We start from the raw sequence: 11,302 nt of genomic DNA on the forward strand, positions 1-11,302 counted from the left end.
CCGATGCTCTCAACCGCATCGGCTTTTTTTATTTGCTCAGGTACTTCATCGCCGATTCAAGGCCATCGATCGTCAATGGATACATGTGGTCATTGACCAGTTGACGGGTCATACCCAGGGAACCCCCACCGCCCCAATAGCTTTCAGGCAGAGGGTTGAGCCAGACCACTTTTCGGAAATGATCGGAAATCCGCTGGAACCAGGTTGAACCGGCCTCCTCGTTCCAGTGCTCTATCGAGCCCCCGGGGTGAGAGATTTCATAGGGTGCCATGGTGGCGTCCCCGACAAAAATAACCTTGTAATCCGGGGAGTATTTATGAAGGATGTCCCACGTGCTTGTGGTTTCGTTCATCCGCCGAATGTTGTTGGTCCAGACACTTTCGTAGACGAAATTATGGAAGTAAAAATACTCCATATGCTTGAACTCGAGTCTCGCCGCCGAGAACAGTTCCTCGCACACCCGGATATGGGGATCCATTGACCCGCCGACATCAAAGAAGATCAGCACCTTCACTGCATTATGGCGCTCCGGCACCATTTTGAGGTCCAGGTAACCGGCGTTGCGGGCAGTCGAACGGATGGTGTCATCCATGTCGAGTTGGTCGGCAGCACCCTGGCGGGCGAACTTTCGAAGGCGACGAAGGGCTACCTTGATGTTTCGGATCCCCAGGGTAATGCTGTCATCAAGGTCCTTGAACGCCCGCTTCTCCCAGACTTTAACCGCTCGACCGTGCCGACCGTTTTTCTGGCCAATACGAAAGCCTTCCGGGTTGTAGCCATCCGCACCAAAAGGCGAGGTACCACCTGTCCCGACCCACTTATTGCCGCCGGCGTGGCGCTCATTCTGCTCTTCCATGCGTTTCTTGAAGGTCTCGATGAGCTCCTCCAGTCCGCCCAGAGAATCGATCTTTGCCTTGTCTTCCTCAGACAGGTGCTTTTCGAATTCAGCCCGCAGCCAGTCGTCTGGAATCAGCATCTCCATCAGGTCTTCAAGGTTCTCGATACCCTCAAAGTAAGCCTTGAACGCCCGGTCAAACTTGTCGAAATGGCGCTCGTCCTTAACCAGACACAGGCGTGCCAGATAATAGAAGTCTTCCATATCGGCAAACGCCAAGCGGTTCTGGAGGGCCTCCAGAAGGTCCAGGAATTCGCGCAGACTGGCGGGCACTTTTGCCCGCCGCACTTCGAGAAAAAAATCAATCAACATAAAACGAGACTCTTGCTGAGTATCAGCTGCGACGACGGGCCATGAATGCCAGTTTTTGCAGCAGGTGAACATCCTGCTCGTTTTTCACCAGTGCTCCGTACAGGGGCGGCAGCGCAGAACCGGCATCTTTCTCCTGTAGCATTTTCGCAGACAATTCATCCGCCATCAGCAGCTTCAGCCAGTCAATCAGTTCGGACGTGGACGGTTTTTTCTTCAATCCCGGAACCTTGCGAACGTCGAAAAATACTTCCAGCGCGTCACGGACTATTTCCTGCTGCAGACCCGGAAAGTGAACATCAACAATGTCCTTCATTGTGTCGTGGTCCGGGAAACTGATGTAGTGGAAGAAACAGCGGCGAAGGAAAGCATCAGGCAGTTCCTTTTCGTTGTTGCTAGTAATGACTACGATCGGGCGCTTGCGGGCCTTCACGGACTGCTGGGTTTCATAGACGAAGAACTCCATACGATCCAGTTCCAGAAGCAGGTCGTTGGGGAATTCGATGTCGGCCTTATCTATTTCATCAATCAACAGCACGACCTGATCGTCGGCTTCAAAGGCCTCCCACAACTTGCCCTTCACGATGTAGTTGCTGATGTCCTTGACCTTTTCATCGCCAAGCTGGGAATCACGAAGGCGGGAGACGGCATCGTACTCGTACAGGCCCTGCTGCGCCTTGGTGGTTGACTTGATGTGCCAGGGAATCAGACGCATACCCAGTGCGGCGGCCATTTCCTCCGCCAGCAATGTCTTGCCGGTTCCGGGCTCGCCTTTGATCAGCAGTGGGCGCTGAAGCGATATCGCCGCGTTGACGGCCATTTGCAGGTCATCGGTGGCTACGTACTTATCGGTACCGGTAAACTTCATGTCTAAATGTCCTGTTGGTTACTTTTTCTGATCTGAATCTTCAGCTTGCTGTTGGGGCTCGTCGTCCGCAGGCTCGGGATCATTCTCATCGTACTCGGGAAGATCATCAAATTCCGACAGATCGAAGTCATCCAGCCCGAACTCCTCTTCATCAGCCTGCCCGTTTTCATCGACCTTATTGTCGAGCTCGGGAATGGCAATGGCATCCGTCGCCTGCTCCGAACGCTGCGACTGGCGCCTCCTCATGGCAAGCCAGATAACGGCCATCAGCCCCATACCTCCGACACCCGCCCCGATTGTCCAGACTGGAACCGGCAGTGCGCTCACCGCCTCGTCCTCTGGCCCGGCAGGTGGCGTGGCGACAGCCACGGGCTCCTCAGGTTCCGGGGCGGCGGGCTTCTCCACCTCACTGACATCAATCGGATTCTTGATTGCCGGCCCGGTTGTTTTCTCAGTCTGCGATCCGAACCCTTCGGCCTGTTTTAGAGGGACCGAGGACGTCCCCGACGTCGACGCGCCAGCCTCGGGCGGTTCTGGGGACACAACATCCGCTTGATTGTCTGAAGTTGGTTGGCTGGAACCAAAGCCAGTGCGAACGCTAAACTTCCGGCCGAATGTCTGACCGTCAGCGATGACCTCTATCTGATAGAGTCCCTCGGCCGGCAGCCTGCCAATGGTGTCTTCATACACGCCATTCTCAGGCGGTTCGTCGCCGGAAAGCACCTTGGTACCGCTCCGGCCGTCCTCCGAGGTTATTCTGAGTCGGACATCAAGAACCTGCAAGAAGTCCCGGTTCGTAATTCTCTCGCCATTCTCGAAGAACGCAATTTCCAGGTTGATGGGTTCCTCGTTGGAGAAAGTTGGTGGCACCGGACTTACCGCCATGCGAAGATCACTGACAACGGTAACCCTGCTACCGTCGCCCAGTTCGCCATTAATACGCCAATCACCCGCCATCGGTTCGCTGACGGTCATGAGATCGTACCCGGCTTCCCGTGCCCACCGAATATTTTCAGGCCGGCGGTCAAGATTAATGATCTTGCCGTCCGGTCGAACCATCTCGAGCTCCCGTGTCTCGCGGGTTTCCCGTTCGCCCCAGAACACGAGTGCCGTGTACTCGGAAACCCCTTCGTCAACCGAAAATGCATTCCCGACGATAGGTATCTGCTCTTGGGGTATGGCCGTGTTCAAGGCCTCCAGGAAAGCTCGGTTCAGTGCTTCTGCGGTATCGGCAACCTGATAACGTCCGCCGGACTCACGGGCGAGCTTTTGCAGGAATTCGGCGTCCGCTTCCTCCGAAAGGGCAATCGGGTGGAAGGTCGCGCCCTGTTCTGCAAGCCCGGAAACAATGGTTTCCAGTATCCGGGTTTCTTCCTGTTGGTTAATGTCTGCGTTGTCCGAAACATCGACCTTGCCATCGGTCAGCAGAATGAAATGGGTATTCTCAAGAACACCGCCGGTATAAAAGCCATCACTTGCGACTTCAATGGCTTTGCCAAGGTTGGTTCTTAGCGCCACCGAGTTGATTTGACGAGACCGTTCTATCGCCTGTTCGCGCCAATCATCACCGACAACCCGGTGCGGAACCAGCATGTTCACGTATTGGCCAAAGGTCCAGAGCCCTGCCGTTGTCCCTTCCGGAACCATCCAAGCCAATAACCTGACGGCGGGCTGCCGCAGATTTTCCGGATCGTTGTCTTTCATCGACCCGGAAATATCAACGATGATTCGGATATCGGATCGATCCGGAAGACCGGGCGCTGTCATCTCCTGAGCGTGAACGGTGGCCGGAAACAGAGTGACGATAACAATAAGCAGCGTCAGGAGTTTTGGCATCGTTACTCTCGAGAATAGGTCCGTCCAGTGCTACCGACTCGCCACGTTAACGCCGAACCAAACGGTAGCGCACGAGATCGAGCACCCAGACCAGTAGCATCACCAGTGCCGCGATACCGAGGTTGAAAAGGGCTCTTCCCGCCGCTTCCGCCTCGCCAAGGACCAGCTCGTAGCCACCGTACAACCAGGCAGGAATCCACCAATCGGCGAATTCCGGCGACTCCACGGGCGTCAGCAACAACGCCACCAGTGCAGCGAGGAGAAGAGTCCTCAACCCGTAGAAGGGCAAAAAGCGGAACAGGTGCTTCATCATGTAAAAAAACACAACAAAGGCAAAGGCGTAAGCGGCCCAGAAAATTCCATAGGCCAATTGTGCGTCGGTATCGATCATCAAATAATCCAGTGAATAATGTGTTCTTCCCAGTCCTTCTCGGGGACCTGATCTTCAGAGACCACCTTGTCGCGAATGGAGACGCCGGCCTCGTGGACCGAAGCGGGATCGCCACTGCGCAATGGGTGCCAGTCCGCCAGCGGCCTGCCTTCGGCCAGCGTGCGGTATGCACATGTGTATGGGAGCCAATGGTAGTCGTTGACAGTATCCGCTGTCAGCACCGTGCACCCGGGGACCTTCTTCAGTCGCTCGGAATAGACGGTGCACCGGCAGGTCGCTTCATCCATGTAACGGCACACCAGATCGGTGTGATAGACGTCGCCGGTGTCCTCATCCTCGAGTTTGTTCAAGCAGCATTTGCCGCAACCATCACACAGGGATTCCCATTCGGCCGAACTCATCTCGTGGAGGCGTTTTCGCTGCCAGAAGGGAATCTGGGCAATCATTTGTCACGGTGCTCCGGTTTCTTGCGGAAATCGACCACGTAGCTGTCGTGCTCCTCGGGCATCTGCAGGTAGAAATCCTTCTCCGCCAGCGCCTCCAAAACCTGCTTGCCGGTGGTACGCGCCAGTTTCCGATCCGGTGTCATGATCAGATCCATGGAGTGTACGGGCTGGCCGAAAATCCCCCGCAGACTCTCCGGCAGATCCTCCCAGACCTGTCCGCGACGGACGTAGATATAGGTATCGCTTTTCTTGCTGCTGCGAAATACAGAAACAAATTCCCGCTCTTTCATGATGCCAGTAATTCCTCGATATCTGCCCTTGCCGGCGCCAGAATCCGCTCGCGCCAACCCTGGAAAAAAGGCTGATCCACTAAACTGCGCTCCTGGACAACCTTCTCCAAACGTTTTCTCGGTGCCAGTAATTCCACCGGTATATCAGCCTCTTCCGCTGATCTTACGAACAGGCGCTTTAACAATTTGAAGTACGCCTGCTGATCACGTGTCAGCGGTGGCGCTATGCGCTGAAGCCCGGAATTATCCGCCGTCCGGCCTTTATCAACAAGCTGCAGAAGGACATCGCCATAACGCCTCACAGCGCCCGTGGGTATCCCCTGAATGTTTGAAAGAGCCCCCGTCGACTCGGGCATTTTCTCCGCGATGGCGATCAGCAGGGGATCCGCTAACACCCGATTCCGGGGCCGGTCACGGCGCTGGCACTCCTGCTCACGCCACTGAGCGAGCTCCCGCAAAATACCCTGCTGCTGGGTTGTCAGCGTCCAACCTCCGCGAAGCTTGAGATAATGTTTGCCGGGATCGTCCTGCCGTCCCAACTCCTCGGCAAAGCGCTCCGACTCCTCGATAAAGGCCGATTCCAGCTCCCGTTCACGCAGAAGTGACTGAAGCCACCGATACATTGGTTCAAGAAACCGAATATCCTCTACGGCATATCTCTGCTGGGCTTCGGACAGTGGTCTTGCCAGCCAGTCAGACCGGGTGGCCGATTTGTCCAGGGTTTCGCCGAACAGACTTTCAACCAAACGGGCGTATCCAAGCGAAAAGCCGGCCCCAGCCAAAGCCGCGCCTATTTGAAGGTCAAGCACGCCCTTGGGCTGAATACCCAGCCACTGGCGGAACAGCTCCAGGTCTTCACTCATGGCGTAGAGCAGTTTCGGGGTTTTGGGGTCCGCAAGCACCTCCCGGAATCGGGACGATGCCTCGGCAACCTCAGGGTCAACCAGCCGGAACTCACCCCTGAAGCCAAGCTGCACCAGGCCGGGTATCGGATAAAAGGTACTTACACGTTCAAACTCGGTGTCCAGCGCCAACGGCTCTCCCCTGACGTTTTCCAGCCACTGGTCCAGAGTGGCCGGATCCCGGAGCCAATGAACAGTGTCTGGTGCCGGGGGAACGTCAACGGCCGGAATCGAATGTGTCATAGAAAAGCCTGGTGTTATTTTATTCGGAGAGTGGTTTGCGACCGCGGAAGGCGTGAGTCAGGGTGAAGCCATCAACGTACCCCAACTCGCCACCCACGGGAATGCCATGGGCCAGGCGAGTAATCAGGATATCGCGACCATCGAGCCGGTCGGCAATGTAATGAGCGGTCGCCTCTCCCTCTACCGTGGGGTTGGTCGCCAGAATCAGTTCCGTTATTCCCTCGGAAATGACGCGAGCAAGCAAACGTTCGATACCGATTTCTTCGGGGCCAACCCCATCAATGGGAGAGAGATGCCCCATCAGGACGAAATAGCCACCGCGGTAGTCTCCCGCCTGCTCGATGGCCAGCAGGTCCGAGGGACTTTCCACCACGCACAGCGTAGCGTTACGCCGGGCGTCGTTATCGCAGATTCCGCAAATTTCGGTATCCGCGAAGTTCTGGCAACTGTCGCAGCGCCTTACACCTGTCATGGCACTGCTCAAGGCTTCCGAGAGCCGGCTGCCACCGCTGCGCCCCCGTTCCAGCAGGTGAAACGCCATGCGCTGGGCGGTCTTCTGCCCCACTCCGGGCAAACAACGAAGCGATTCCACCAGTTCATCTACGAGCGGGCTGAAGGCCATTAAACGTCCTCAAACTTCCTGATCACGAATCTTGCGGCATTCAGAACGGCATCTTGAAGCCGGGCGGCATTCCCATGCCTGACATCATCCCGGACATCTTGTCTTTCTGATTTGCCTCCACCCGGCGGACAGCATCATTCACCGCTGCCGCCAGCAGGTCCTCAAGAATCTCTTTTTCTTCAGTGAGGAGCGAGGGGTCGATCTCCACCTTGCGAACATCGTGACGACCGTTCATGGTGACTTTCACCAGCCCGGCTCCGGCTTCACCAGTGACTTCCGCCTTGGCGATTTCTTCCTGCGCCTTCTGCATTTCTTCCTGCATCTGCTGGGCCTTTTTCATCAGGTCGCCCATATTGTTCATCATGCTGTCATCTCCTGTTTGTCTCGACCGGCCGAATACTATCTTCGACTACACGCGCCCCGAAACGTTCAACGATCGATTGCACGGCCGGATCCTTACGGATTGACTCTTCCGCTGCCTTTTGCCGGGCCTTTCGCTGACGTTCCTCATAGGCCGCCGGTGTCTGCGGGCCGGGTTCACCCGGTTCTACACGTAACTTAGTGGTAGCACCAAAGCGATTTCTCAAGCCGGCCAGAATCTTTTCTTCATGTCGTGCGTTCAAAAGCCGCGCGTGGCCATCATCAATGGTCAGAACGACAGTATCCCCCTGCCACGACAACGCTCCATGGCTCGCCAGATTTCCCGGCATCCCCACAATGCCCAATGACCTGAAATGCCGCTCCCAGACAAACTCGCCATCCAACTCGGGGACCGGTTCCTGCTCCGCCGGTATGTTGGGCTCGATTTCTTGGGGAGGCTGTGTTCCAACCATGCCCTGTTCATTGAATTCCGGGGCACTTGGAACAGGCTCGGATTCCGCCTCGGAGATTGGGGCATCCTGCGACGTTGCCATACCTCGTTGGGGCTGGGGCTCCTCCGGTTCGGATTCCGGCTCGGCAGACGCCTGAGCGTCAAGACTCGCGAGCCAGGAGTCGTCGTGCGATCCATCAACCTCGGGAACGGTCTGAGGTTGCGCGATTTCATCTGCGCTTTCCGGAACGACGTCAACGGCCTGATCAGGTTCGGCGCCGGCCCCGGGCTCGCCAGCCGGCAGGGTGACAGCGGAGGCCTCGGACACGGCCGAAGAAGCTGGCGCAGGGTCAGGTTCGTCAGAGGACGCTCGTCCCTCCGATTGCCCGCCGGAGCTTACCGCCGGCGGATCCCGTCTGTCGGCACCCGGGCGAAAAGCCAGCATGCGCAACAAGGTCATTTCGAAACCCATGCGAGCGTCCGGTGTGATGGAGAGGTCTTTCCGCCCCATGAGCGCCGCCTGATAAAAAAGCTGGGCGTCTTCGGCGCTCAGCTTCCTGGCCAATGCCTGGACCTGGCCAGCGTCTCCGAGCGCGTTGTCTGCGCTGCCCGGCACCACCTGCTCCATGGTGACCCGATGGAACAATGACAGCAGATCAGCGAGGATAACGCTGTAATCCGGGGCAAAGTCGGAGATCCGGTTGATTTCGGACAGCAAACCCGGGCCATCCCTTTCAACCAGCGCATGCACCAGTCGCTCCACATCACGCTGATCAATCGTACCCAGCATGTTGCTGACATCGCTTGCGGCAAGCTTCTGGTTCCCGAAGGCGATGGCCTGATCTGTCAGACTCAGGGCATCCCGCATGCTGCCATCAGCAGCGCGGGCAAGGAGCCACAAGGCTGGCTCTTCAAACGGTATCTGCTCTTCGGTAAGGACGTGCTGGAGATGGCCGGCAATGTGTTCAGGCGTCATGCGCTTCAGGTTAAATTGCAGGCAGCGAGACAACACCGTTACCGGAAGCTTCTGGGGATCGGTGGTGGCAAGCAGGAATTTAACGTGCTCGGGGGGCTCTTCCAGCGTTTTCAGAAAGGCGTTGAACGACTGGTTGGTCAACATGTGAACCTCGTCAATGAGGTACACCTTATAACGACCGCGCGTGGGCGAATACTGAACGTTGTCGGTAAGCTCCCGCATGTCGTCCACGCCGGTGCGGGACGCAGCATCGATTTCAATCAGATCGACGAACCGGCCTTCCTGGATTTCTGTGCAGCTCGAGCACTCGCCACAGGGCTTCGGGGTGATTCCTGTCTCGCAGTTCAGGCACCGCGCCAGCAATCGGCCAATCGTGGTCTTACCGACACCCCGGGTCCCGGTAAACAGATAGGCGTGATGCAGACGCTGATTTTCCAGAGCATGAATCAATGCCTGGAGAACATGTTCCTGGCCCACCATATCTTCGAAGGTTCGGGGGCGCCATTTACGGGCAAGTACCTGGTAGCTCATGATCCGTCAACTGCAGTGAAAAACGGGCTTAACCTTAGCATGGACCCGACTTGAGAAGAAGCAAAGATCGACCAGGAAAAAGCGCAGAAAGAGCCTTCAGACCGGGGAAAATCAGGTAATTACAGACAAGGAGGGAAAAATCTGGGGGTGACCCCACCAGCGACACTCCGGCACACAATTCCACCGCTGCGGCTGCTCCCTTCCGGGCCTGACCGGGTTCACGGTTTCATGTTGCGGAGGCACCAATGGGGCCACCATAACGGCGTTTCAGGACAATTCCCTGAAAGCGGCGCGCATAGTAGCAAAAGGGTTTGACGACTACAACGACAATTCGGAAATGTCAGAAGCAGGGCATCGCCCTATAGCGGCAGGGGCACCTCATCCTGCCTGAACCAACACGCGAGGCTGTAACGGGTGCGGTTGGCAGGCAACACTTCATGGGGAATCCCTTCACTCAGAAAAAGTGCCAGTCGACCTGCTTCCGGCCGCACCAACCCGCAAATTTCACTATCGCTTTCCCTGTTGAAAACACGGAGCTCACCACCGTCCTCCGCCCGCCAACCATCATTAAGGTAAAGCACGAGGCTCACAACCCTTGAGGCCCGGCCATGAAAGCTGTCCACGTGTTTCTTGTAGAAATCCCCCGGCTGATAGGTCGCATAGTGGCTCTCGAAGCGCTTCAGGCCAAGGAACAACCGTCGATTGAGCCCGGAACGTATCTCCTCGAAAAATTCAAAGAGAGCCGCTTGAGGCGCAGTGATTCCCTGAAGCCAGGCAATCTTATCCCGGCGCACCGAACGGTCACGCATCAGATCACTGCCGCGCCCAATGCCGGCGCTCTTCATGGCGTCAGACCTGTCCAGCAGTGCAACCTCTGACGCCAGGGCTGCCAGCAGTGGACGACCGAGGCGCTCCTGCACATCAAGGGTGATCCAGCCATGCTCGCTCAGCCCACCTGCAATCGTCTCTAACCATTGACTGTCGACACGCCCGATAACTCCGGCGTCCACGCCCGCCAGACAGGCGCCGTTGGCAACGGCATCAATACCCTGGCCGGAATTGATCTGATTCAGCCGCGACGCGGTGAGGGGAATAACAACTGGCTGATCCATTAAGTGCTCCCTGAACATCTCATTGTATTTTATCCACAGTTCTCGCCGGGGAGGGAGATTTAATTTACTCTCTGTATAGGCAAATACCGTTAACCCTGAAGATTTAGATCCGAACCATGTCTGAAAGCAGTAACCGACCACCACTTTCACTCTCTCCCGGCCAGTGGTCCTTTACGCGCTGGAAAACAATCGGGCAGCTTGAAGCACTGGATGTTCACCACCCCCTGTTCAAAGCGACCGTTTTCCTTCAGGGGGCCCACCTGACGCACTTTGTCCCGAGGGATGAAGCCGATTGGCTGTTCCTGAGTGACACTGCCCGCCTGGAACCCGGGCGAGCGATAAGGGGCGGCATTCCGATTTGCTGGCCCTGGTTTGGAGATCCCGCCCGAAACGCTCCGGAAGTCCGGAAACGTATTCACACAGACAGCGCTCATGGCTTTGCCAGAACTGCCTTGTGGAAACTGGAAGACGTTAGGGAAAGCGCCCACGAGGTTGAAATCAGTCTGTCACTTGACGCCAACGAAGATTTCGCGGAAGTGTGGACCGGCCACGCGATTGCCCTCATTACCTTCAGCTTTTCCATTCGCGGCTGCCAGGTGGCGCTGACGACAACCAACCTCGGTAGTGATCCATTGGCGTTCAGCCAGGCCCTGCACAGCTACTTCCCCACATCCGACATTTCCAGGAGCCGCGTCCTGGGCCTGGGGAGCAGCAACTATATTGATACCCTCAGAAACTGGGAGTATTTCAGCCAGGAAGGCCCTGTGTATTTTGAAGGGGAAACCGACAGGATTTACGAGAGCGGGGAGCCTCTTACGATCATCACACCTGCCGGCAGCCGCAAGCTGAAGTCAGTGGGCAGCGACTCCACGGTGGTCTGGAATCCTGGCCCGGATAAAGCGGCACGGCTCTCCGATTTTCCGGACTATGCCTGGAAAAACATGCTTTGTGTGGAAACGGCCAATGCAACTGGCGATTACCGGGTGCTCTATGAAGGCCAGAGCCACACGCTTGGCGTTCTGATTGGGCGCAGTTGAACTTACGATCGAATCCGCTAACCAACAGGGAGT

12 protein-coding genes and 1 other RNA gene are annotated in these 11,302 nt (G+C 56.7%); 1 reads left to right on the forward strand and 12 read right to left on the reverse strand.

Going from position 1 to position 11,302, the window contains the following annotated elements; genetic code table 11:
- Positions 1–28 precede the first annotated feature (28 nt).
- The 12 genes from K0B93_RS03430 to K0B93_RS03485 all read right to left on the reverse strand — a co-directional run bounded on the left by K0B93_RS03430 (position 29) and on the right by K0B93_RS03485 (position 10,232).
- Positions 29–1,207, reverse strand: coding sequence for a vWA domain-containing protein (locus K0B93_RS03430; RefSeq protein ID WP_219865835.1), 1,179 nt, complete (start codon positions 1,205–1,207; stop codon positions 29–31).
- A gap of 22 nt (positions 1,208–1,229) precedes the next feature.
- Positions 1,230–2,072, reverse strand: a complete 843-nt coding sequence (locus K0B93_RS03435; protein WP_219865836.1) for an AAA family ATPase — start codon at positions 2,070–2,072, stop codon at positions 1,230–1,232.
- Between the two features lie 18 nt (positions 2,073–2,090).
- A complete protein-coding gene (locus K0B93_RS03440; RefSeq protein WP_219865837.1) occupies positions 2,091–3,908 on the reverse strand; it encodes a vWA domain-containing protein in 1,818 nt (605 codons plus the stop codon).
- Between the two features lie 46 nt (positions 3,909–3,954).
- On the reverse strand, positions 3,955–4,299 hold the full coding sequence (locus tag K0B93_RS03445) for a hypothetical protein (RefSeq protein ID WP_219865838.1): 345 nt from the start codon (positions 4,297–4,299) through the stop codon (positions 3,955–3,957).
- Positions 4,299–4,745, reverse strand: coding sequence for a YcgN family cysteine cluster protein (locus K0B93_RS03450; protein ID WP_219865839.1), 447 nt, complete (start codon positions 4,743–4,745; stop codon positions 4,299–4,301). Before K0B93_RS03450 ends, K0B93_RS03445 begins: the two co-directional genes overlap by 1 nt.
- Positions 4,742–5,035 carry a YcgL domain-containing protein gene (locus K0B93_RS03455; protein WP_219865840.1) on the reverse strand — a complete coding sequence of 98 codons (294 nt, stop codon included), beginning with the start codon at positions 5,033–5,035 and terminating at the stop codon, positions 4,742–4,744. The genes K0B93_RS03450 and K0B93_RS03455 overlap by 4 nt, the downstream gene beginning before the upstream one ends.
- Positions 5,032–6,180: a ribonuclease D gene (locus tag K0B93_RS03460; protein ID WP_219865841.1), complete on the reverse strand. Its 1,149-nt coding sequence runs from the start codon at positions 6,178–6,180 to the stop codon at positions 5,032–5,034. Before K0B93_RS03460 ends, K0B93_RS03455 begins: the two co-directional genes overlap by 4 nt.
- Positions 6,181–6,199: 19 nt before the next feature.
- Positions 6,200–6,802, reverse strand: a complete 603-nt coding sequence (recR, locus tag K0B93_RS03465; RefSeq protein ID WP_219865842.1) for a recombination mediator RecR — start codon at positions 6,800–6,802, stop codon at positions 6,200–6,202.
- 40 nt (positions 6,803–6,842) lie between these two features.
- Positions 6,843–7,166, reverse strand: a complete 324-nt coding sequence (locus K0B93_RS03470; RefSeq protein ID WP_219865843.1) for a YbaB/EbfC family nucleoid-associated protein — start codon at positions 7,164–7,166, stop codon at positions 6,843–6,845.
- Positions 7,167–7,170: 4 nt separating this feature from the next.
- Entirely contained in the window at positions 7,171–9,120 is a 1,950-nt protein-coding gene (gene dnaX / locus K0B93_RS03475) for a DNA polymerase III subunit gamma/tau (RefSeq protein WP_219865844.1), read from the reverse strand.
- Between the two features lie 151 nt (positions 9,121–9,271).
- Positions 9,272–9,368: signal recognition particle sRNA small type (gene ffs, locus K0B93_RS03480), an RNA gene on the reverse strand.
- Between the two features lie 111 nt (positions 9,369–9,479).
- Entirely contained in the window at positions 9,480–10,232 is a 753-nt protein-coding gene (locus tag K0B93_RS03485) for a 2OG-Fe(II) oxygenase (protein WP_219865845.1), read from the reverse strand.
- A gap of 116 nt (positions 10,233–10,348) precedes the next feature.
- On the opposite strand from K0B93_RS03485, the gene K0B93_RS03490 reads away from it, so the two are divergent.
- The gene (locus K0B93_RS03490; RefSeq protein ID WP_219865846.1) at positions 10,349–11,269 is read left to right on the forward strand and encodes a D-hexose-6-phosphate mutarotase; all 921 of its coding nucleotides are present in this window, start codon (positions 10,349–10,351) and stop codon (positions 11,267–11,269) included.
- Positions 11,270–11,302 lie beyond the last annotated feature (33 nt).

Origin of the sequence: Marinobacter sp. F4218 (assembly GCF_019443085.1) — a bacterium.
Taxonomy (GTDB): domain Bacteria; phylum Pseudomonadota; class Gammaproteobacteria; order Pseudomonadales; family Oleiphilaceae; genus Marinobacter; species Marinobacter albus.

Coding starts and splice junctions, on each gene's coding strand:
- K0B93_RS03450 (WP_219865839.1), bottom strand. CDS start 4,745: ATGATTGCCCAGATTCCCTTCTGGCAGCGAAAACGCCTCCACGAGATG.
- K0B93_RS03485 (WP_219865845.1), bottom strand. CDS start 10,232: ATGGATCAGCCAGTTGTTATTCCCCTCACCGCGTCGCGGCTGAATCAG.
- K0B93_RS03470 (WP_219865843.1), bottom strand. CDS start 7,166: ATGATGAACAATATGGGCGACCTGATGAAAAAGGCCCAGCAGATGCAG.
- dnaX (WP_219865844.1), bottom strand. CDS start 9,120: ATGAGCTACCAGGTACTTGCCCGTAAATGGCGCCCCCGAACCTTCGAA.
- K0B93_RS03445 (WP_219865838.1), bottom strand. CDS start 4,299: ATGATCGATACCGACGCACAATTGGCCTATGGAATTTTCTGGGCCGCT.
- K0B93_RS03440 (WP_219865837.1), bottom strand. CDS start 3,908: ATGCCAAAACTCCTGACGCTGCTTATTGTTATCGTCACTCTGTTTCCG.
- K0B93_RS03490 (WP_219865846.1), top strand. CDS start 10,349: ATGTCTGAAAGCAGTAACCGACCACCACTTTCACTCTCTCCCGGCCAG.
- recR (WP_219865842.1), bottom strand. CDS start 6,802: ATGGCCTTCAGCCCGCTCGTAGATGAACTGGTGGAATCGCTTCGTTGT.
- K0B93_RS03430 (WP_219865835.1), bottom strand. CDS start 1,207: ATGTTGATTGATTTTTTTCTCGAAGTGCGGCGGGCAAAAGTGCCCGCC.
- K0B93_RS03435 (WP_219865836.1), bottom strand. CDS start 2,072: ATGAAGTTTACCGGTACCGATAAGTACGTAGCCACCGATGACCTGCAA.
- K0B93_RS03460 (WP_219865841.1), bottom strand. CDS start 6,180: ATGACACATTCGATTCCGGCCGTTGACGTTCCCCCGGCACCAGACACT.
- K0B93_RS03455 (WP_219865840.1), bottom strand. CDS start 5,035: ATGAAAGAGCGGGAATTTGTTTCTGTATTTCGCAGCAGCAAGAAAAGC.